Here is a 24,840-nt window from a genome sequence, read left to right on the forward strand (position 1 = left end):
AAGTAAACATTATCGCCAGCCACTTCAAATGCATTGGCATTACTTCCCCATGGTATAAATGCAAAACCATTATAGCTTGTTATCTGGGTAAATTCAGGCGTAGCAGCACTGAAATCAATCATTGATACCTGAAATTGCCCTCCATTAAAAGTTTCTAAATATCCATTAATAAACAGCTTATTTCCAACGACTGCGAAATCAGAAGTACGAGAAGCTAAGTAATTTGTCTTTACTGGACCTAAATCACTACTGTGGTAGATATATCCACAATTTACATAGTCATTATCTTTCCAAACATCATCTTCTCCTATCCAAACATAAGTGCCATTTCCCATGCGGTATACTTCATTACGAATAGCAACAGGCGATGTAGCTACGGTAGATACTGTTCCACTTGCTAACTCCATAATGTCAGAACCAACTACATAATGAGCATTCCACGATGTACTTGAACCTGTTAAATCCATAACACTTCCACTTGTGTATGAAGGATTAGATGCGTCAACCACTTCTAATGTAAAATCAGTACTCATTGGTACTGGTTTAGCGAATTTTAATACTTCATTGGTCCCATCATCAGACAAATACACAAAGTTACCCATATAAGGTACAACTACCTGTGCCTCACCATCTGTATTACCTGCACTAGTCAGGCAAAACGTATTTTGACCAAAACTGGTCATAACAGCCATTACAGCTGCCAATAAAAGTGTAAATCTTTTCATGATTATATATTTAATTAATAAAGGTGTGGTTCCGTTGAACCACTGATTAAATTACATTACTATAGCGTGGTAAACCACCCCGCCTTTGACACCCCGCCTTGAAAAAAGGAGGGGAAGTAGTTTCTTTATTCTATCTCAATGTTTCTACTGAATTGGGTGAGGTTACCATCGCGGTCGCTCACACGCACACTAATAACATAAGCCCCAGACATAATGTCGTAGGGTATTTCGCCATTAAATACAATGTGATCTTTTACTGTCATGCTACTACCGCTAAGCTGAACTATCTCTTCGTCAGGTATCCACGCATCGTCCCATCCTTTTAATACTGAATGTATTTGTAAGGCACACTCTTTTAAGCCACTGCCCCCCTCGTCGCTAAAGTGAGCATTCAGCTTTATAATTTCGCCACGGTAATATTTTTGTCCTATGGCTGGTGTTTCCATGTCCACTATTGGGCTAATAGTATCTTTTTCCTTTTCACAAGCTGTTGCCACCATTAGTAATAGCGCCAGAGCTGAGATTATGTATTTAAATTGCTTCATATATTGTTTTCTTTAATGAATACCCTGATTTAAGCATAAATGATAAACTAAACACAGAGACGCAAAGACACAGAGTCGTTTTGGAGCCTGATTATAAAACTCTGATAATCAGTATCTCTGTATTAACTTTCTATTTTTTAAGTTTTGTCCTCGTTTTATGCATAATTACGGATATTCAAATGTTCTTTTATTGCTTAGATAAAACCGGCCCGCTAATCATGGGAATCGCTGCGAGCCGGCTTATCACAACCTAACCTACGCTTTTACAAATCGTTTTACCGTTTTATTGTTATCAGTAATAACCTCAATCAGGTATATACCTGGCGCTAAATCCGAAACATTCAGCTGAGTTGTTTCGCCTAAGCCTTCAGTAACAACCTTAATCAATTCACCCGATAAACCAAGTACTCTTACTTCTTGTAGCTCTTCACCTTGTTCTGTTAGTTGAATATTTAGTACATCGCGAACAGGGTTAGGGTACAGTACAAAATTGTTATCCATCACATCGTCAATACCTACACGACGTTGTACCCTGGCTGTTAAGTCAAATACTGCCGTGCCAAAAAAGCCATCGAAGACTGATATTTTAATACGTGCTGTTCCCAGTGCAATTGGATCTAATACAATGCTTCGATCCATTTCAAACATATTCACATAGTTCACACCTGTATTGATTACCGAATATGATATAGCATCACCATCAGGATCTTTAAAATAATCATCTAGGTTCAACTCATATGTATAGTCCCCATCCAGAATCATAACCAAATCATCCAAGGCATTCACCATTTCCGGCGCACGGTTGGTATGACTCACGTTCAGATTAATCTTTGTCATGTTGGCATTACCATGCTCGTCTCTTGCCATTATCTGTAGGCGATAAGCATCGGATGAGGACTCATAATCAGGCGTTAGGGTTAAATAAACCGCACCATCCTTCTCTTCGTATTTGGCAAAATCAACCGTTTCGAATAACTCGTAACTAAAGGCATCACCTTCAGGATCACTGGCAGTTAATACCTGTACAAGCGTATCTCCTTCTTGCATGTTAATATTCAGGAACAAATCGTTCACAAACTGAGGCCCGTTGTTCTTGTTCAAGGTCATTTCTACTTCCACTTCCTTATTGGCCGGATCATTGGTAGCAATGCTTAGTATCACCTTGTTCAAACCCTGATCGGCTTGCTCCGGATTAAACTCAACAGGCACTGTTAAGCTTTCGCCAGCCGCAACGCTACCGATATATTCAATTTGAGGAGTGGCCCAACCAGCTACTTTATAGGTTTCTTCACCAGCCATAATCATGTGCATGGCACTGCTAAAGGCCGCACCGGCAGTTATTAAGTCGGCCCACATGTTTTCATCGCCATAGTAGGAAACACCTTTCAAAGCCTCATCTAACTTAACATAGCCTTGAGGGAAGTTTATATCTCCCGGGAAAGTGAAACTGATATAAAACTCTTCATTGGGGAAAAAGGTCATTTCTTCTTCCAGTTCAATCGTAATAATCTTTCCTTCACCTGGTTCAGAAGCATCTGCTTCCTGATGCACATACTCCATGGCATACAAGACCTCTGAGTCGTTAGGGTTGGCCTCTCCTGATAAAATCTCTATCTGGATGCGGGCATTTAAGTTTTCTTCCCATACAAAGAAGTTTTGCACATGGGTTAAATTAAAGCCATTTTCAGGCGCTTTAAACTTAACAGCCGTACGGAAGGTATTACCGTTACCCCAACCAATAGCTCCATCGGGCTCACGCTTATCACTATAATCCAATAAGCGATTAAAATTAACATCGTTATAGGTCGATTTTAGCGAAGGTGAACTGTGCGCTTGCCCTCCTTTAAGCTCGGTAGTGTGCAGTATTGACTTTGAATAATTTACAGAACTTGCTTCCACCGATTCTTCAACGCGCTCATAAGCCATGCTAAAGCTATAGTTCAATTCCGATTCACCAGCTGTGTTATCAATAATCATGTTACGCATTTGCACATCGGCATCCGATTGCGCATACACATTCAAATCATCACCCGTAATTGAAATAGATGGTGGGTTAAAATAACTCACTGTTAAAGGAATTTCAATATTGGCATTCTCCGATTTATCAGTGTAAACCGTAATAACATCAGAGTACTCACCCACTAATTCAGGCGTCACACGTATGGCAAAGGTTTCACTCTGGCCTGGTCGTAAAGTATAGTTCAATAACGAATATGAAATATCGTACCAGCCATCAATAGCTTCACCTGTTCCAAATTTGGCATCATCACCCAATAAGTAGCCTTTATAAGCCGATGCGCTCTTCAATCGCAGTCCTTTTATTAAGATATCGTCGCTACCAGTGTTAGTAACAGTAAAAGTACTGTCGTAAGTCATGTAGGCACCTTCTTCTAGCGCTACCACCATCTTGCCGCCTAAGTCCATACTTGTTGGTAATTCAAGCTTTTGCTCTCCTGTTACAATTAAACTGGCAGGGATACTAAACGCTGCTTGATCAGGTGTGTTATTGCTTAAACTTATAGCTCCACTATACTCACCACCAAACACAGTGCTTGCATCAAATACCACATCAAAATCCTGATAGCTTTGTGCCGCTATGCTATAAGTCATTTTAGGCACATAGGTCAAGGTTAAACCATCGGTTAAGAGCTGCTGACCACGTTTTTTATAAGTGCTTCCTTTACTACCATCGTGGTTTTCCATGGCTACAATACCCATTTTGGATGAGTAGTCAAAAGCAGGATCATGGAACTTATACATCATTTTAATGGTGCCATCTTTGTACAATACTAACTGGAACGACATGGGTTCCCCATCCATAAACATGGTAATCATGTTGTTGTACTGGATAATCACCTTCTCTTTGTCGGCTAAAAAGTATTGACCAGGATTACGGTACCAGGCAGGATTATGCGAAGTAAGAAAGCCATGATAAGGCGCTATGTAGTTGGTGATACCAGCATTAGGATCGGGTGCCACTTCATTACCCCCATAAAATAAACCGTTAATATCTTGTCCTTCACTAAAAGTAACAACACCACCCCATCCTACATAGAGGGTATCGTATTCCATTCCATAGAAGTTGAAATCAAAAGGTAAAGCACGTTTTTCGAAGTATTCACCTGCATTAAAGAATTCACCGTATTCAATAGCGTTTTCAGGTTCAGCAATATCAAACCAATAATGTTCAGGATCATTGGCATTTGTATGCTCGATCAAATGGTATTCAAAGTCAGCACCCAGAGTATTGTTACCCTGCTCCCATATTTTTAACCATTGGTTACCAGAAGTAGATAACTCCATCGGGTTCAAGCCATCGTTATTCACCCTTAAGCTGCGTATCACCGTTTCACCCACATTTAATGTTTCGGCATAGGAAGCTACATTGGCACTTATGACCGGTGCTTCAACAATAGAAGCATCTAGGTTCAACGTAAAGGTATTGCCCTTGTCATCGGTAAAAGTGATGACATCATTAGTAGTACCTAAAGTACTGGAATCAATGCTGAATGTGTATTTGGTTTTACCATTCGGATTTAACTTGGCCGGTAAATAACCATCTATAGTATAATTTCCATTGGCACTAACAGCTGAGACGATGGTTCCAGTTGCTTTACCTTCGTTTGCTACCAGAACAGACAGTTCCTTTGTTCCACCTTGAAATACATTGCCAAAATCAAGACTGTTTTCAGACAATTGATAATCGACCACACCTCCTGAAGTAATGTTCAGCTTAGCTGCATGGAAGATACTTCCGTTAACAGGGTCGTTGGAGGCCACACCTATTCGCTCCACAAAGTCACTCACAAACAAGGTATCCGTATCAATGGTGTAGTCAATGGTTACCGACTGGCCAGCAGGTAATGTACCCGATGCATTTGTTACTGCTGTTACCGCACCATAACCCGGGCTCTTAAAACCATAGTAATAGCCTGAACGAGGTGTGACCGATGCAGGGTTATAAGATGCTGGTGCGTCAGAGATCCCTTGATAGTTATAATGCCATTGACCGGCCAGCATTAAACCATCTTCTAGTTCTTTATCTTCAATGGCTATCAGCGTTTGAAAACGACCATTAACATCATCCCCTGCTTCTCCTATATCTTTCATTAACATGTCGATATCACCACTGTCCCAAAGGATAACCTGATAAGTTATGTCCTCTTCAAATGATGGAGGAGCTATACCATCTTCTACAGACTCTCTAAAGGATTGACGAATGCCATCATATTGTACCACAAAACGGTCGGGGAACGATTGTACATAGATATGCCCCAAGTCTCCTTTAGTTACGTCCATGCTAAACATTTGCCCATTAGCCGAAATGTAACGGCGGTTATTATCGCGGTAACGATACCTTAAATTACTGGTATTAAAACGGAAGCGAGTATCAAATGTTAATAAGCCAGAGCGCTTAGTCAGGTAAATACTATCTTCGGACAGACCGAAGAAAGGAAAATCAAATCCCATCTCCACCTGATAATAGGATTCTTGTGGATTGTCCAAAAAGAAAGGTAAAATATCGGTACCTGTTGCTGCAATATCGTTCCATGTAAAGGCTGGGTTATCCAGGTTACCTTCTTTTACCACACCCGTATAACCAGACTTATGGTCCCAGCTATCGGCATCCACCACTGTTTCCTCTCCAAACTTAGGCACATAGTAGTCCAGTGGGTAACCACCAGTATTAGTTAAAGTAAACGAACCAGTTACCACATCCCCTAATGTCAAACCATTAAAGTCTGTACTTAAAGGCGTAATTTCAGCTTTTGGTGGTTCAATACCTACTCCGTATAATGTAAAGCGGTATTCATAACCTGTTTTGTCGCTGAGTGTTACTTCACAGTTTTGAGCCCCCACAACATCTGGCGAAAAGCGCACATTTAATCGAATGGTCTCCAAAGACTTAACATTAGGCCCTAGACTGTAATCCAATGAAAATAATGGGTTAGATAAAGTTACATCCAAGGCGTTGCCCTCAGAAGCAAAATGTCCATAACCCAGGTTGGCAATCTCAATTTCTTTTTCTACACTATTACCTACAAAAACGGACTGGTAATCGACAATACCAGCTGATTTTAACTGCGGTACATGTCCGCGTACTGTAAAATCAACCGGAACACGTTGCAATTCTTTTCCGGTTTCGTTAGTAAACAAACTAAGACCTGCCTGGTAGTCGCCATTGGCCAGCGTTGCAGCATCCAACTCCATGGTCACCAATTGATTTCCTCCAGCACTTACACGACCGCTATCAGGCGTTAAGGTAATGTAGTTTTCTAAGGCTTCGTATTCGCTACCAGCGCCTATTACCCATACACGATCATTCTGCCAAATCAGATCTTCAAAAATCGCCCATGATTGCCCCAAGTTGGTACTGTAATAACAATTTTCTGAATTAGCATTGAATTCCTCAATACCAGCTGCCAAAGGATGAGTTGCTCCCGCTGGAACATGCAACGCAATCCAGAAATAACTATCTGGCTCAAAATAAAACTGATCTTTCAATTCAATTTGATAGAACCAGGCACCATCAGGTTTATCCGCTTCAAACTGATCTTCATAAATAAGCTGTGCATTATTAATATCGTAACCTGCATACAGCTGATAGGTAATTGTTCTATCTAAGTCTTCTGGAATATGGTTTAAAGCTAATTCAATGTTAGTTAGATTAAACCCACTTACTACTTTATTGTTGCCACCTAAAATATCATTATTCGTATCATCACCTTTTTCAATGTAATAGCGGATAGCTGCTGAGTTAGATAAACTCAAATCTGACTCGCCCATGAACATCATAAATGGCGGAATATCCTGCCACAACCAATTATAAGTTTCTTTTTGGCCATAAGGTACTATCTCAGGTCTATCAACCTCGTAAGATGAAATTGAATGGCGTAATGGCACAGGCGCTGTATTACCAATAACAATTGGTTCATTGGCTCCAAACACATCTATTACAGATGAGTGGCGAGGTGTACTCCACCACTTTAAATCGCCTTCACCAACATTATTGATCGTAAATTCACCCTCACCCATTATTGATTGACTAGCATCAATGGCGATTGGTCCAACATTATCTGGATTAATCTCAACCGTAGGTCCCGAATTGGTGCGGCGCATCAATACATCCGTTAGAGGACCAAAATTCATAAAACGATCAACCGCACGAAGGGCAAAATAGTACTCTGTTAATGCATCCAGTTCCTCTAAGGTATGCTCCATGGCATCGCCCACCGAACGACGCTCTACTTGTATAATTATTTTTTTAGCTTGCTCTAACGTTGCCTCCGTAAAAGCAACTGTTGAGTAATATAATTCGAACTCATATGGGGTTGTATCATCTTCATCAGCTGGCACCGACCAATTTAAAATCGCATAATCCTGTGCAATGTTACTTACCTCAAAATCAACAACCGCATCGGGAGCAATACCACTGTTCTCTTTCATGGAAGCTACAGCATCAATTAAACCAGCACCCAGCTTACCCATGTACTGTTCGTTAGACTCAACACCATAAATAGCATCGTAATTAGCACCCGTTATTAAACGGCGCTTTAAATCATCACGCGTAAAGTCAGGCCCCTGGTACTTTGAAACAATCAATGCTGCTAAACCGGCCACATGGGGGCAAGCCATTGACGTTCCATTTAAATACCCGTATTTATTATCAGGCATGGTACTTAATACCCCTTCTTTATCATCGTAATCGGTATCACCTCCTGGTGCTGATAAATCAATATAAGAACCATAGTTACTATAACTAGCTCTTTCATTGTTATGTATTGATGATGATACGGCTATTGCACTTTCATAAGCTCCCGGATAATGAGGCTCTGGGTCGTTATCATTACCCGATGCAAATATTACAACACCACCGCGCATCGGACTTCCTGTGTAATCACCTGCTTCGGCCACAAAGTAATCAATGGCATCTAATACAGATTGCTCATAGATATGCGGTATGGTATAACCCCACGAATTTTGCGAAATAACCGCACCATTATCAGCCGAATACATAAAAGCCTGTGGAACATACAACTTAGATCCAGAATACCCCCAAATATCACAAGACATCAGGCGTACACCATCACCATTACCAGTACCTCCGGCAACGCCAGCGACACCAATACCGTTATTATTAACAGCAGCTACCGTACCGGCCACATGTGTTCCATGGTAACCAGGGTTAATCTCACCCATTTGGTCAGAAAAATTATAACCGTGTACATCATCAATAAAACCATTTCCATCATCATCAACTCCAACCACTCCATTGAGTTCAGCTTCATTCACCCATAGGTTATCGATTAAATCCTCATGCTCGATATCAATACCATGATCCATAATGGCCACTACCACATTATTAGCACCGGCGGTCTCTTTCCATACTTCTTCCACATTTATATCAGCACCAACCAATCCACCTGTTTGTCCGGTATTTTTATAGTGCCACTGCTGCGGTAAGTAACGATCATTAAAAACCTCATTATTTGTTCCTTTTAAAACAGTAGTATTTTCAACTATCGTTGCTTTAATAGGTCGCTGCACCTTTTCATATTCAGGCTCAGCATATTGTATTTCAGGTAATGCATTATATAAAGCTGCAATTTCCTTAGAGTCAAGACTCTCATCAATTTCCATAACGTACCACAAGTGTAAGCTATGTTTGCGATGCCTCTCATCGTACTTAGCCGAATAAGGAAATAAGCGCTTCATCTCAACAGCTTTAACATCGCTGTTTAATTTATCAATACGTTCAAAACCAGTTACAACTACACCTGTTTTGCGTGCCGACTTCATCTTACTTTCAATCCCTTGCAATTCAGGCTGAAGTTTTACCTTTATAATACCCTTTTGGATACCGTTGATAAATTCCTGACCATTAGCATTCCAACTAATCCCTATAAGGATTAATAAAAAAACTAATTGGTTGATTCGTAATAATTGTTTCATTTGATTTTATCTGTTAACTGTTGATTTAGTAGAGTGCATGCTTTTGACAATAAATTGTTCCTTATGCGTTTATTAAACGCCTTATAGTCTTCCTAATCTTTTTTAATAGACCATCTGAACTAGGCTTTAACTTTGTCTTTTTTTGATCCTCCTTTAAATGAGTCATTATTTTTTTTAATGCTTCATTTTCCAAAAGTCTCATCTCATATAAGCTGCTAATCTCTTTTTCTAACTTATCGTTTGATTGCATCTTGTTATTGGATTTTAGGATTGCCCAAATATATTAGCGCCTAATAGCAGCCCCAATTATTCAACCCCCACAACACTAGCAGAAATTAAAATTCAACCCATATTTCAATACAACACCCCAATATCAGACTACAACATTCATACAACACAAAATCCATAATAACTAATAGTCAGTACTTTAAGTAAGCACATAGAATTACATACTTTTGTGAAGATTTTGAATCTTACAACTGGCTTTTAGTACATTCGAATGGTAAATAAATAGTTATCTTTAAAGAACGAATACCCCTTCGCATGAAAGAATGAGCGGAAGTAAAATGAAGAAAAATAAGTTGATTGAAGTTCACATAACGTTACCGCAAAGGGGGAATAGCAATTGTTTTTCAAAGTGAGTCTTTGTATAAGCTTTGTTATTACAATAGTAATGCCGATGGATAAATGGAGAAACATGGTAAGATGCAATCAAGAATAAGGCTTGTTGCAATGAACAATCTGTAGAAGAGCAAAAAAATAATTGCTACTTAACTTGTACTATCTTTAAACAGGAATGAAAGATCTACTCAAATTGTCGATCTCAACTTAAGTTGTGCAAAGTTTTAACACGATTAAATATTGGATAAGTAAGTAACCAAATTTACTTCTGTATTGGTTAAATCCAGTTTCTTACGCAAGCGGGTTCGTGCAGCCTCCACGCTTCTGATATTCTGGTGGGTTATGGCAGATATCTCTTTAGTAGTCATATTAAGGCTTAAGAAAGCACTTAGTCGAATGTCATTGGGTGTCAAATCAGGGTGTGCATTTTTCAAGTTGGTGTAAAACTCTTCATGCACTTGTTGAAAACGGTATTCAAAGTCTTCCCATACATCTTTATCAGTTATACTTTGCACCTCATAAATAACACCTTGTACTTTCGTGGTTAGTTTTGAAGGCAATTCAGCTTTAAGCTCTAATAAACTATTGGTTATTGAATTAAGCACTTCATTTTTCTTTACAAGGTACATTACATTCGTAGCCAGTTCCTTATTTCTATTGACCAAGTCTCCCTCTAACTTTTCATTCTCTAGGCGTCTTTTCTTTGATTTTAAACGCGTTAGATTAAGTATTAATAAGACTATAATTAAACCAATAAATAAAAAGGCAAGTAATAATGTTATATACAAGCGTTGCTTTTTAGCCTTTAATAACTTTTGCTCTTCCAGTTTTGAGTAATCGTACTTGAGCTGCATTTTTGCCAGTTCAGCTATCTTTTTCATATTGAACAAACTATCCTGCAAGGCTCTATTTTCCTCCAAAGCACTCACTGATTCTTTAAACAAACCGAGTTGCTTTGCTGCCTTAAACTGCACTTCTGTTGCCTCGAGTCTGTGATGCATGGAATGCACCTTTTCTGCGTGTTGGTACGCTAAATTACTGTACTTATACGCTTCATCAAATTCCTCTACATATAAATGAAATATTGCTTTATGCGTTGCCGCTAAGCTTATCATTCTGCTGTCATTCATTTGAAATGCCAAATCATAAGATACTTTTGAATAATGTCGGGCACTGTCGATTAATTCAAGTTGGCGGTAGGCGTCTGCCAGGTTATTGTAAAGTGGTATGATAAAATCTTCAGCCGGATTATTTTTATAATTATTAATACCCTTATGGAAATAATTGATGGCACTTTTATAATCCTTCTTCTCATTGTAGATTAAGCCAATATTATTATAAGTTCCGCTGAGGTGCTTTCTTTCGTTTTCGACTTCTTCTGCATTAAATTCTTTAAATACATTCAGAGCTTTAAAAAAATACTCCAAACCATCATCTAAATCATCGAATTTGAGATTTAGTGTTCCCAAATTATTAAATGAATAAAAGACAAACTTCTTATAACCTTTCTCCTCTGCCGTATTTAATGCATCGAAATAATACCTACCGCCCAATTCGTAATTCCCAATGTTCACATGCAAGGCTCCCAACTTATTATTGATATCCGTAATTAAGTAGGCATGATTTATTTCATTGGCAATTTTTAATGCATCTTGTAGAATTTCAATCGCTTTTAATAAATCACTCTTCCTTAGGTGACCGGCCAAAACCAGTAAATTACGAATTTCATCTTCTCCTGCTTCTGCATTTTGAACTTCCAAGCGAAGGCTATCCTCAATAAATTTATTTTGCCCGTTTAATTTTATTGTACAACTCATAAACAGGATAAAAGTAACAACGATAAATATGAAAGATAGCTTACCCAATTAGTTCAAAGTTTAATTTATAATTAGACCTAGTATACTGCAAGTCAACCAAAATTATAAAAAATACCCATTATAAAAAATATCTATACCTATATGAAATCCCACTTTAATGAGGTGCTCAATGAAAAATACACAAAATCTATGGCTTTGTTAATTCCACACTTCTTTATTCTACAAGTCGTCTGTTTTGTAACCCATATAGTAATAAAAAAAAAGAGATTTTAAACGAGTAGTGCTTAACATCAAGAAATAGTAACCGGCAATCAAATTAAAACTATTACTGCGTATATACAACACGTTATAAGACTAATCTCTTTATGATTAAACATGATAATTTACCTTAAATACCATAGAATAAAATGGCTCTTATTAATATATTATCTACTTTCGCAGCCCAGATAAAAAGACATGATGTTAGATTTTAAAATTAACGAGGACCAGTGTACGCAATGTGGCATGTGCTCTAAAGAATGCCCAGTACTAATTATTAATGGCAAAAACGGTATTCCTGAGATTAAAGAAGGGAAAGAAAAAAATTGTATAAAATGTCAGCACTGCTTGGCAGTATGCCCCACGGGTGCTCTTTCTATTTTTGGTAAAAATCCGAATGATAGTTTATTGCTTAATTCTGAAGTACCCAGTGCAGATGAACTGGAGCGTTTGATTAAAACGCGTCGTTCTGTACGTCGATTCAAAAAGGAAGCTGTTAATCCAGAAACTATTAATAAACTGTTACAAACAGCGGCCTATGCACCCACAGGTCACAACAAAAATCAGGTTCTTTTGTCGGTAACAGATTCTAAAGAACGCCTAGCTGAAGTGAGAAACTTGGTATACGACACCATTAAACAGCTACATTCAAATGGTCAGTTACCAGAAAAGCTAGGCATGTATGGTAATTTTCAGCAAGTGTGGGAGACCAAAGGTATTGATGTATTGTTTCGCGATGCTCCTCACCTACTTATTGCCTCAGCGCCACAAAAGAATAGTAACGGAGTGGCTGACGGTGTTATCAGCCTTAGTTACTTTGAATTATTAGCTAATTCAATGGGAATAGGTACACTGTGGAATGGCTTTTTAAAAGAAGTATTTGAGAAAGTGGCTCCTGAATTAAAAACTAAAATAGGCATACCTGAAGATCATTCTATTTCTTATATGATGATTTTTGGTTACTCAGCAGTAAAATTCTCAAGGTCTATTCAATCGGAAGGATTAAACCTTAATCGCATTTAATTATCCATTTGCTGTACCATTGGTGTCAGCCATATAATAATTTCAATACAGAGGCCTTAATGGGAAATACCATTGAGGCCTCTGTATTTATAGTACGATAATCTTCTAATCCATCGTTACTTTAGGAATACAGCTTCCATTCATTAATTACTGTTACGAATAGTTCTGTAACTCAATGATATTACAAAAGGCATAAGTACACACAAAGCAATTGCTATACCTACATGCGCCATAGAAACCAGGTAAACTAAGCCTATAATCAGGCCCATCAACATTAATCCCAAAAACATTTTCATGGTGTATTCTCCTTTGTTCATCATCTCACGGCATTGAGTAAATGGCAATTTATCACCCTGTATACGTACCAATAGTACAGCCAAAGTGGTGCTTAATAAACCTCCTAACACAAACAAAGGAACCGTTGTCCATCCCCAAATAATGACAATTGGAATCAGAAATAAAACATACAATGGAAGAAAAAAGGTAAACAACAAGGACTTAACTGCACCTGAATGGATGTGGTGTTTCTTGTTGGTTGATGCCATTGAATATATCCAGGCGGCTTTGGGCGTATCAGTAAAAGATATGATAGGAATGCCGAGCGTACCAAAAAAAGCAGCCAACATAAACATCAGGTATTTTGATGACTCGCCCAATTCAACAAAATAATTTGTTTCGCTCTTAAAATCGGGCTTGAGCAAAATCACAACCATTATTAAACTATAGGCCAACATCGGATAGAGTTGCTGCTTTAGTTTTCTATCACTCTTGATATGACTCTTCGTTAATCGCCAACCTGTTTTCTCTTCTTCAGAAATACAAAGCATGTTTAATACTTTATTGAGCCATTTTCCAGTTTTAGCAAGCTTTACGCTTTTTGTTTTAGTACTGCTACTTGCACTGCCACTTTCCGATATAATGGCACTAAAACCTGATGACAATACCCTTACTAAAAGAATACTACCAAAAATAGTAACGCCCAAAGTCATTAAGAACAAATACAGATTTGAACCAATCCCTCCGGCATATTGTGTAAATCCTGCAAACCACACCGATGGCACCAAGTTAGTCCACCACGCTGATTGAAAAGTTAACTGTTCCATGTTGGCATCATCAATAAAATGAGGTACCAATTGGTAACTTCCCATAATTATAATCGCCAGCCCAATTTGGAAATAATTCAATACATCTTTAAAACGATTGACACTCACCAATTTTGAAAGCCACATATAAAAACCAACTACCAACAACAGTGTAAACCAGGCACACAGAAGCACACCGAGTACAAACACCAAAGCTAAAATCCCATGCTGAAAAGCTAAATAAATAGTAAAAGGCAGACTTAAAGCCAATGCAATATTGGACATATAAACCAATATATGCGCCAAACGCACAAGTAATAGGGTGCGCGATGATACAGGTCGGGGTAGTAGCACATGGTTCTCATGCTCATCAAAAATTACCGATGTAAACTCAGTGAGTAAAATAGTACCAGCAAACACAATTAGAAAAGCATAAAACACCGATAACTGCAACATTAAATCGGGTATCTGATACAAACTTCCCACCATAATTCCGCCCAATACACCATAGACGAGGAGCTGCTTAAGTAAGGTTTGTTTTTTACCACCTGATTGAAAACTATTAGGAGGACGTCGAAAGTCCATTTTAAGTTTGGCACCAAGCAAAACCCAAAAATGACGAACATCAACACCCAGAACCACCAGAATAACATTGACTGGCGATTGAATAATTTGTTTAAAAGTGCTCATTTCTTAGTTTTTAAAAACTTCGTCCAACACACTTGTTTCACTCTCACTTCTGTTAGCGCCGGTAAGTTTGGCAAACACTTGCTCCAATGATGCTTTGCTATCCTGTCGTAACTCATCAAAGGTCCCATCGGCCACCACTTGCCCATCATCAATTAAAATAATACGGCTCGATATTTTCTCCACAACATCCATTAAGTGAGAGCTGTAAAAAATGGTTTTTCCTTGTGCCGATAATTTCGTTAACAAGTCTTTTACCAAGATGACTGAGTTAGCATCTAAACCCGACAATGGCTCATCTAAAAATAAAATTTCAGGATTATTAATTAGGCCAGCAATGATGAGTATTTTTTGTTTCATCCCCTTGGAGAAAGTATCCATTCGCTGGTCGGCATGCTCTTGCATTTGAAAATACTGAAGCAAAGAAGTGCTTCGTTCAGCTATTAACGCAGGCGACATATCAAACAACACACCAACTAAGTTTAAATATTCATTGGGAGTAAGCGCCTCATATAAAGCACCGTTCTCTGGAACATAACCAATTAAGCGCTTTACTGCCAACTCATTTTTACGAATGGGTAATCCCGAAACTTCAATCTCGCCCTCAAAATCGGTCAGCAATCCACACAACACTTTCACAGTAGTGCTCTTACCTGCTCCGTTGGGTCCTATGTAACCTATAATCTGTCCGCGTTCAATACTAAGGTCAATACCTTTAAGCACCTCCTTTTGATCACCTTTTTTGCCAAAAGATTTACGCAATCCTTTAATACTAATGCTTGTCTGTTTCATAATTTTGGTTCAGTTCAGTAAAAGATTAACAAAAGTAGAAATTAACTCTAATTTTTCAACTTGTTACAAAGCTTTTAAATGAGTACATTTCGATGACTTTTATAAAGCACTTTAACACCATCAAACATAAAGAGTTAATACCTTAAATTATTATCACAATGTCTAAAACCTTCAAATCGTATTTCTTACTATTCGGTCTATTTTGTTGCACCGCCTTACTTTTCAACACCAAAGCACAGGGTACAAGACTATTACGCCAACCCAACTTAAATGGCGAACAAATTGTATTTGCTTATGGTGGAGATTTATGGCTAACTACCAAAACTGGAGGCTTAGCCACTCGCTTAACCAGCACAGCCGCAGTGGAAAAAGATCCATTCTTTTCTCCCGATGGCCAAACCATCGCTTTTACATCTAACCGCTCAGGTGTAGATGCTGTTTATACCATGGCATCTGCAGGCGGAAGCGCTAAACGCTTAACCTGGTACCCGGCAGCTTCGCAAGTACGAGGATGGACACCTGACGGAAAACGTATTTTATATGCTTCAAGCAGAGAAACGGCACCGAGCTCATACGACCGACTGTGGACTGTTGGTATTAATGGTGGCCCATCTACTTTATTGAGCAAACAATGGGGAACCAAAGCATCATTTTCGGCCGATGGCAAATACATGGCGCTGGATAAGATGCGCCGATGGGACTGGGAATGGCGTGCCTACAGAGGTGGCCAAAACACACCTCTCATTTTACTTAATCTGGAAACCTGGGAAGAAGAACTGCTGCCCAATGATCGAACGACCGATACGCAACCTGTTTGGGTTGATGATAAGGTTTATTTTTTATCGGACCGCGATTGGGTCAATAACATCTGGCTCTACTCTAGAGAAACAAAACAAGTACAGCAAGTCACAACCTTTGCAGCTACAGATATCAAACACCTTGCAGCTCATAAGCATGAATTGGTTTTTGAACAAGATGGCTATATCCATCTATTCAACACCACTACTCAGGAAAGCACTCAGCTTAATATTGATGTGACTGGCGATTTTCCTTGGGCAGAAACAAAATGGGAAGACCTGAGTAAAAACATCCGCCATGCTCGTTTGTCTCCCAACGGCAAGCGCGCTATCCTATCAGCCAGAGGCGAAATATTTACAGTACCCATTGAACATGGTAGCACGCGAAACATCAGCAATAACTCCTTAACAGCCGATCGCCAACCATTGTGGTCTCCTACAGGGGATAAAATAGCTTGGTTTTCCGACATGAACGGGCAATATGAATTACACATTACCAATCAAGATGGCTTGGGAGAGGTTGAGCACATTGGTTTAGGCGAATCAAAAATGATATGGGAACCAAGTTGGTCGCCCGATGGTAAACACATTGCTTTTTGCGATGATGATGTGCGCATACAGGTATTAACAATTGCCAACAAAAGCATTAAAACAATTGATACAGGTGGCAATAATCTGGAACGAGGAGACATGGGCATTACCTGGTCGAAGGACTCCAAGCACCTGGCTTATGCCAAATCTGGTGCCAACCATTTTCGACGAATCTACATTTGGTCAATGGCTAACAACCTTACCCAGGCGGTAACCAACAGCATGGCCGATGCATTTTCTCCTGCTTGGGACAAAAATGAAAAACACATATACTTTTTGGCCAGCACTGATTTAGGCCTTGCATCAAGCTATGTCAATACCAGTGTTATGTCGCCCGATGATGCTAATTACAGTGCTTTTGTTATCAACCTACAAAAATCAGAACCCTCTCCTTTTGCGCTTCGCAGCGATGAAGCTGAGCTTGTAAAAAAAGAAGAAGCAGATGATGAAAAGGACGATAAGAAAAAGAAAAGGTCAAAAAAGGATAAAAAAGAAGCTGAAGTCAAAGGCATGATCATCGACTTTGATGGCATAGAACGACGAATTATCGCCATGCCAATGCCAGCAAAAGCATACCAATATATGATAACTGGTGTTGCAGGAACTGTTTTTATTAGCGAGAGCACTGATAAAGGAAGTAGCATACATAAGTTTACGCTTAAAGATCGTAAAAGTAAAGAATTTGTGTCTGGTGCACGCTCTGTTTCCATCTCAACAAATGGCAAACATATGTTAGCGAAAATGGGCTCATCGTGGACCGTTATGGATACCAATAAACCCAACGGCAAGGATGGCAAGAAGCTGAAAACTGAATTAAAAACAAAGCTTAACCGTTACCAGGAATGGCAGCAGATGTTTGATGAGGCTTGGCGTTATCAGCGTGATTTCTTTTATGCACCAAATATGCACGGCCGCAATTGGGACGAGGTGTATGAACGCTATGCTCCTTTGGTACCATACATTCAGCACCGAAGTGACCTCAACTATGTACTCGATATGATGAATGGAGAACTTTCTGTGGGACATAGCTTTGTATTTGGTGGGGATATGCCAGAAATTGAAAAAACAATGGTAGGCCTTCTTGGCGCCAACCTAAAGGCCGAAAGCGGATACTGGAAAATTGAGCGCATTTTCAACACTGAGGTATGGAACCCGAAGCTTTCGAGCCCGCTTGAACAGCCTGGCTTAAAAGTGGAGGAAGGGCATTTTATTGTTGGCATTAATGGTCAGGAGTTAAAAAGCGACAGTGATCCATACATGGCACTCGATGGTACACGCGGTGTACAGACAGTGCTGCACATAAACGATAAAGCCTCTTTTAATGGAAGTTGGAAAATTACCGTGAAGCCAATCTCCAGTGAAGGTGCCTTACGCCAGCGTGCCTGGGTTGAGGACAACCGTCGCTTGGTTGATAAATTATCGGATGGAAAGCTGGCCTATGTGTGGGTACCTAACACCTCAGGAGCTGGATTTGTATCGTTTAACCGCTACTATTTTGCGCAGCAAGATAAAGAAGGTGCGGTGATTGATGAACGTTTTAACGGTGGTGGTCTGTTGGATGATTACATGGTTGATCTGATGAAGCGCGATCTACGTGCGGCTCTTACGAACGAAGTACCCAATGGCTCTCCCATCCTTTTACCAGCAGGTATAAAAGGACCAAAAGTTTTAATCATTAATGAATTGGCTGGTTCCGGTGGCGATTTCTTCCCATGGGCATTTAAGCAGCAGAAGATTGGACCTGTGGTTGGCGCACGCACCTGGGGTGGATTGGTTAAATCATCGGTTCACTACCGCTTGGTAGATGGTGGCGCTTTAACAGCACCCGACAATGCGGTATTTGACCCAATCAACAATCAATGGGTAGGCGAAAACGAGGGTATAGCCCCAACCATTGATGTACGCATGGATGCTGCTTCGATGCAGCAAGACGTTGACCCACAATTGGAGCGAGCAGTTAAAGAAGCCCTTTCCTTACTTAAGGAAAAGAAAAAAATAACGCCTCCGCCATATCCAAGTCCTGCTACTAAAAAATAAATAATGAAAGGCCACTCTGCAAAGGGTGGCTTTTTTCATTCTAAAGCCTCAGACTTTTTTTCTGTCCGTGTCATTTATCATATTCTGTCAATTTTAATCAAATTACTTTCGCGCCAATTCTGATATATTTCATATTAATAGGCAGATAGAGCTTGATATTGATCAACTTTAAAAAGGGCAATAATGGACACGAATGATATAAGGTACAACGCATACATTGATATACTACACGAAGAATTAATACCAGCCATGGGCTGCACCGAGCCCATTGCCATTGCCTATGCAGGCGCCATGGCACGTAAAATACTTGGTTGTGAACCCGAAAGAGTAGTCGTTGAAGCCAGTGATAACATTATTAAAAATGTTAAAAGCGTGGTGGTGCCAAATACAGGTAACCTTAAAGGCATTGAGGCCTCTGCTGTTGCAGGTATTGTGGCTGGCGATGCCGACAAAGTGCTGGAAGTAATTGCCAGAGTTGATGATGAGGGTAAAAAAGCAATTGCTGATTTCCTAGCTGCCAAAGAGGTAAAAGTTATTAACTCGGAAAGTGGCATCATATTCGACCTGATTGTGAATGTTTATAATGGAGAAGAATCTGCATCAGTACAAATATCGCACTACCACACCAACATTGTTAAAGTAACCAAAAACGACGAGACAACGATACACAAGCAACACTGTGATGACGTTGGCTCAAGCCATAAAACCGACCGCAGCATAATGACGGTTGAAGACATTATTGACTTTGCTGATTCGGTTGACTTAAGCAAAGTAAAAGATGCATTACAACAGCAGGTGAAATTTAATTCGGCCATTGCCAATGAGGGCATTTCCAATAAGTGGGGTGCCAATGTGGGATCGGTATTGCTACAATCGTGGGGCGAGAACGACATTAAAGTGCGTGCCAAAGCATTTGCCGCCGCCGGTTCTGATGCGCGTATGAGCGGTTGCGAATTACCTGTGGTAATCGTATCAGGAAGTGGTAACCAGGGATTGGCAACCTCAGTTCCTGTCATTGAATATGCCAAAGAACTTAAAGCTGACGAAGACACCATGTACAGAGCTTTATTGGTATCTAACCTGGTCACTATCCACCAAAAAACAGGCATTGGACGCTTATCAGCCTATTGTGGAGCTGTATCAGCTGGCGTAGGTGCTGGTGCTGGAATTACCTACCTGTATGGCGGAAGATATAAAGAAGTAGCACACACCATTGTAAATGCACTGGCCATTGTATCAGGTATTATCTGTGATGGTGCTAAACCATCGTGTGCAGGTAAAATTGCCTCTTCGGTTGAAGCAGGCATCTTGGGCTACCACATGTATAAAAATGGTCAACAATTTTATGGTGGCGATGGCATTGTGGTGAAAGGCGTTGAAAACACCATTAAAAACATTGGTCGACTGGGAAGTGTTGGAATGCGCGAAACAGACAAAGAAATTATAAGAATAATGCTTGGCGAATAAGCTTATTCTAATCAAAATAGACAAAGAAGCTACTCTTAAAGGGTAGCTTCTTTTTTTTTGCATACGATTATCATTGGCTACACCTGCCTATGTGTCAATTGGGATTATCAAACTTACATGGTTGCTTAAAGCATTATCCTCACGAATCAGAATGGAATTTCAGATTCATATTTCATATCTTGATGCGATGCCAGAAAATAGTATTAGTCTTCTTCCTCCTTTAGTTGCCATTCTCATTGCTCTGTGGCGAAAAAATGCCCTTATCGCGCTCCTCTCAGGGGTCATCCTAAGTTGGGTAATGGTTAATAATTGGAATATACTCCATGGCTTAGGGGAAACTGTCACATCCATCGTCTCTACCTTTCAATCCACCAGTCAGTTTTACATTATCACTTTTAGCTTGCTCATTGGTGCACTGGTTAAGCTGCTCAACACATCAGGATCTGTTAATGGCTTCATCAGGCTTTTGAGAAGAGCCAAACTGGTTACGAATAAAAAAAGTGCAGCACTCTTGCCCACCCTTATCGGCACCAGCATTTTTACCGACACCAACCTGAGCATGTTTACTGCAGGAATGGCTAGTCAGCAGCTCTTTGATAAATACAAACTAAGCAGAGCACGCCTGGCTTACCTCATCGATTCGACTTGTGCACCCGTTAGTATTTTATTTCTTATCAATGGTTGGGGAGCCTACATTCTTGGGCTACTCGAGGGCTTTAATTTAGATAATCCTGTAAAGGTATTAATCGGCACTTTGGCTTTTAACTTCTATCCCATTATTGCCTTATTTTTGGCCTATTACACAGCCATTAGCGGCAAGGTATACGGACCAATGAAGCAAAGTAATACAAAAGCAATAAGCACAACCCAAACTGATGAACAGAAAATAGCTCCCGCCAGCGTTATGTGGCTACCTCTGCTTGCCCTTTTACTTATTACACTTCTCTTACTTTGGCATACAGGCAATGGTGACCTAAGACAAGGTGCAGGTGCTTTCTCTGTTTTTTGGGCCATCATAATGAGTTTATTCATCAGCATTAGCTTGATCCTTTTCAAGCGTTTACTAACTATTCGGCAGGTATTTAAAATCAGCCTCCTAGGTTTAAAAGATATGCTACCAGCCGTTAGTATTCTGGTGCTCTCATTTACATTTGGCGATGCTATTAAGGCTTTGGGCACAGGTATTTTTGTCAGTGAATTAATGAGTATGCAGGTATCTACGATACTAATTACACCAGTTATATTTATCATAGCCGCAGTAATGGCTTTTGCCACTGGATCGTCGTGGGGTACCTATGCCATACTCATTCCCATAGCTCTACCTGTTGCATTTAGCTCAGGCTTGCCAATACCATTTGTGCTAGCTGCTGTTTTGGGAGGTGGTATTTTCGGCGATCATGCCTCGCCTATTTCAGATACAACAGTGGTAGCGTCGATTGCCAGTGGCTGTAAGCATTACGAACATGTAAAAACACAGTTACCTTATGCGCTAATAGGTGCTGGTATTAGCTTGCTGCTTTACATAGCACTTGGCTTCTTTTTTAGGTAAAGCATCAGGAAGCATACTATAAATCTTATGCATATAAAAACTGCCCCTTGAATAATCTCAAGAGGCAGTAATAATTCAATCTATTCTAATATGTCTATTGCAAAAAGTCTTTTAAGCCAAAAGCGGTAAGAAAGTTAGCATGTTGTTCGGCCACCTGCTTATTGGCCGTTTCCACAAAATCACCAGTAATAGCATCTACCACGGTACGCAATGGCCGCTTACTTTTAGGTATATCTATTAATTTCAATACAGCATCGGGCACCATTTGTGGATTAGGTTTCATGGTTTCAAACATCTGCCCCATGCCCTCGCCTATTTTCTCTGGCACTTTGGCTAAATCACCATAGCCATCAACAACCGTTTGGTCCGATCCGTATAACACTTTACCAAATATCTCTGTTGGGAAAGCACCCGGTTGAACTAAAACGACATCTACTCCCAATGGCCTTAGCTCGTAATGTAAACCTTCTGTAAGACCTTCAACAGCGAATTTAGTACTATTATAAACAGTCATAAATGGTGCTGAAAAACGACCTAAACCACTTGATATATTAACGATTAAGCCGGAGCCCTGTTTGCGCATTTGCGGTAAACTAGCTTTAGTTACGCGCCAAGTGCCTTTAACATTTACATCAAACATTTTCTCCAAATCATCTACACTAAATGCCTCTGTTAATCCTCCTCCGTAAAAACCTGCGTTGTTAACCACCACATCTAACTGACCTTCCTTATCAATAACACCGGCAACTACACTTTTAACCGTATCGCCATCTGTCACATCCAATTCAAGCACATTAATATTGTCAATGGCAGCCAACTCATTTGCCCTGTCGGCATTTCGCCCATTGGTATCTCGTATGGTAGCGTAAACAATGTAACCCTTGGAGGCTGCGCTCTTTGCCAATAAATAACCAAACCCACTATTCGTTCCGGTAATTAATACAACTTTCTTTCCCATTATTACAGATTTATGGTGATTATTAAACTAAAAGCTAAACACCACGCATCATTATTTGTTCGATATCAATAACATAGATCAAGAACAAAAAAGGACACCCCTATTTTTAAGTCAGAAGTGTATATTGGTCATACTTTATTGAGCTGGCATCATCAATGTTAATGACTCCCCCTCTTTCTCAGGGTAAAGGGCATTCATTTCATCCATCTCACTCTGTAAACCATTCATCATTATTGCCAGTTGCTCCGGGTTATCTGCTGAAAGATTGTTTGCTTCAAACGGGTCGTCTTTTAAATTAAACAACTCGTAGCGAGGGGCATCTTCTATTGGATAATGATAAATGACTTTCCAGTCTCCATCCACCAAGCTGGTAAAATAATTCGTTCGATGATTACCATGCGGAAAATGATTTAAGAAGCGTTCATCGCGTTGCTTATTAATCTTGCCCTTTAGCTGCTCGTTTAAGGCAAAACCATCTGTTTGATAGTCATCAGGCAATTGAATATCCAAAAGCTGGCAAAATGTGGATAACAAATCTAAAACTGTTCCTGTTTGTTGCTGAATAGCCCCCTGTGGCACAGGTAATTTCTTTTGCCAGTATTGTTTCACATTTGGTGTTGCCCAAGCAGCAATAAACGGAACGCGCATGCCACCTTCCCAATGGTGCCCCTTCTTACCTTTTAATGGCGATGAGCTACTATACCCCTCGTGTACTACTAATGGTGCATCCGAACCATTATCACCTAAAAACAATATTAAAGTGTTATCGCCCAATCCTAAATCTTTCACATGCTGCATTATATCACCCAAGGACTTATCAATCCCCTCGATTAAAGTAGCATAGGCCTGTGCCTTTTCCGATTTCCCTGAGTCTTTGTAGTTATCTGCAAAGCGGGCATCGGACTGAAAAGGGGCATGCACCGCATAATGCGACATGTATAGGAAAAATGGTTTGTCCTCCTCGTGTGCTTTAGAAATGGCGGCATTAGCCTCTATGGTTAAAGCCTCGGTAAGAAATATATCCTGACCATGGTACTTTTCCAATCCTGGAACTGCCCTTGCTTTCCACCCATTAATGTGACCAAAACCATCAACACCATAATAACTACCTGGTTGTCCGGCTGAATTACCACCGATATTTACATCAAACCCTAAATTAAGAGGATTTTCACCTTCACTGCCAATTGGACCGAAGTGCGCTTTTCCAGCATGGATTGTTTTATATCCTGCTTTCTGCAACTCACACGGCAAAGTAACATCGGCCTTTGTTAAGCCTTTCCAGTTCCAATCACTGGGTCCAAACTCAGTACGGTTATTACTTTCTGAATTAATCCAGTTGGTAGATGCATGACGCGCAGAATTTTGCCCCGTCATAAGCGAGGCGCGTGTAGGCGAACATACAGAGTGAGCGTAAAAATTAGTGAAACGAATACCCTGCTCGGCCATTTTTTCCATATTAGGCGTGCGATAAAAACTATTTAAGGGGTATTTTACAGGTGTGCCTGTGGCATCGCATAAAAAGGGAACCGATGAATCCATTAATCCCATATCATCTATCAGGAATACAATAATATTGGGAGCACTAACTTTGTCTTTTATGTTGGAGCAAGACAATAAGCTACTCACTAATAATAAGGTGATAAATACTGTTTGAATTTTAAATCTTGTCATGGTGTGTTTATAATTATTTCTGATATACTTTAAATCAATATTTTCCTAATTATTTTTTTCGCTAAAGCCGCGATGGCTCCAACTTTTTTCTACAGTCAAAAAAGTTGGCAAAAAGTCCGTCGGCTGCACCCACTTCTCACAAAAAACTAGGTTTCACGACTGAAATTGTTTAAACTCGACTTTTTTCGTTCCTACAAAAGCCTCAAACAGAAAACAATTTTTAATCGTCATTTCAATCCTGTTTTTTGGTTCACTGGCTGAGGCCGA

Annotated in this window: 12 protein-coding genes; 4 read left to right on the forward strand and 8 right to left on the reverse strand. The window is 39.8% G+C overall.

The window, feature by feature from the left end:
• From FNN09_RS12775 to FNN09_RS12790, 4 genes are all read right to left on the reverse strand, one after another.
• Window positions 1-725, reverse strand: a 725-nt coding sequence (locus FNN09_RS12775; RefSeq protein WP_143302758.1) for a hypothetical protein, incomplete at its 3' end; no start/stop codon positions are given.
• A 125-nt stretch (window positions 726-850) separates the two neighbouring features.
• A complete protein-coding gene (locus FNN09_RS12780; RefSeq protein ID WP_143302759.1) occupies window positions 851-1,270 on the reverse strand; it encodes a DUF4625 domain-containing protein in 420 nt (139 codons plus the stop codon).
• A gap of 255 nt (window positions 1,271-1,525) precedes the next feature.
• Window positions 1,526-9,223 (reverse strand): S8 family serine peptidase, encoded by a 7,698-nt coding sequence (locus FNN09_RS12785; protein WP_143302760.1) that lies wholly within the window; start codon window positions 9,221-9,223, stop codon window positions 1,526-1,528.
• Between the two features lie 854 nt (window positions 9,224-10,077).
• A complete protein-coding gene (locus FNN09_RS12790) occupies window positions 10,078-11,661 on the reverse strand; it encodes a hypothetical protein (protein WP_143302761.1) in 1,584 nt (527 codons plus the stop codon).
• A 459-nt stretch (window positions 11,662-12,120) separates the two neighbouring features.
• On the opposite strand from FNN09_RS12790, the gene FNN09_RS12795 reads away from it, so the two are divergent.
• A complete protein-coding gene (locus FNN09_RS12795; protein ID WP_185968984.1) occupies window positions 12,121-12,942 on the forward strand; it encodes a nitroreductase family protein in 822 nt (273 codons plus the stop codon).
• Between the two features lie 143 nt (window positions 12,943-13,085).
• Here the strand turns inward: FNN09_RS12795 and FNN09_RS12800 are convergent, their stop codons facing one another.
• The gene (locus tag FNN09_RS12800; RefSeq protein ID WP_143302763.1) at window positions 13,086-14,714 is read right to left on the reverse strand and encodes a hypothetical protein; all 1,629 of its coding nucleotides are present in this window, start codon (window positions 14,712-14,714) and stop codon (window positions 13,086-13,088) included.
• Between the two features lie 3 nt (window positions 14,715-14,717).
• Window positions 14,718-15,503: an ABC transporter ATP-binding protein gene (locus FNN09_RS12805; protein ID WP_143302764.1), complete on the reverse strand. Its 786-nt coding sequence runs from the start codon at window positions 15,501-15,503 to the stop codon at window positions 14,718-14,720.
• Between the two features lie 158 nt (window positions 15,504-15,661).
• On the opposite strand from FNN09_RS12805, the gene FNN09_RS12810 reads away from it, so the two are divergent.
• The 3 genes from FNN09_RS12810 (at window position 15,662) to FNN09_RS12820 (ending at window position 21,944) form a co-directional block, all read left to right on the forward strand.
• A complete protein-coding gene (locus tag FNN09_RS12810) occupies window positions 15,662-18,928 on the forward strand; it encodes a S41 family peptidase (protein ID WP_143302765.1) in 3,267 nt (1,088 codons plus the stop codon).
• Between the two features lie 183 nt (window positions 18,929-19,111).
• Window positions 19,112-20,395 carry a serine dehydratase subunit alpha family protein gene (locus tag FNN09_RS12815; RefSeq protein ID WP_143302766.1) on the forward strand — a complete coding sequence of 428 codons (1,284 nt, stop codon included), beginning with the start codon at window positions 19,112-19,114 and terminating at the stop codon, window positions 20,393-20,395.
• Window positions 20,396-20,546: 151 nt separating this feature from the next.
• Complete coding sequence (locus tag FNN09_RS12820) at window positions 20,547-21,944, forward strand: Na+/H+ antiporter NhaC family protein (protein ID WP_221932494.1); 1,398 nt, start codon at window positions 20,547-20,549, stop codon at window positions 21,942-21,944.
• A 94-nt stretch (window positions 21,945-22,038) separates the two neighbouring features.
• Here FNN09_RS12820 and FNN09_RS12825 read toward each other — a convergent pair whose 3' ends face one another.
• Both FNN09_RS12825 and FNN09_RS12830 read right to left on the reverse strand, forming a co-directional pair.
• The gene (locus FNN09_RS12825; RefSeq protein ID WP_143302768.1) at window positions 22,039-22,902 is read right to left on the reverse strand and encodes an SDR family oxidoreductase; all 864 of its coding nucleotides are present in this window, start codon (window positions 22,900-22,902) and stop codon (window positions 22,039-22,041) included.
• Between the two features lie 135 nt (window positions 22,903-23,037).
• Window positions 23,038-24,573, reverse strand: a complete 1,536-nt coding sequence (locus tag FNN09_RS12830) for a sulfatase-like hydrolase/transferase (protein ID WP_143302769.1) — start codon at window positions 24,571-24,573, stop codon at window positions 23,038-23,040.
• Window positions 24,574-24,840: the final 267 nt, after the last annotated feature.

Origin of the sequence: Carboxylicivirga sp. M1479 (assembly GCF_007097485.1) — a bacterium.
In the GTDB taxonomy this organism is placed as follows: Bacteria; Bacteroidota; Bacteroidia; order Bacteroidales; family Marinilabiliaceae; genus Carboxylicivirga.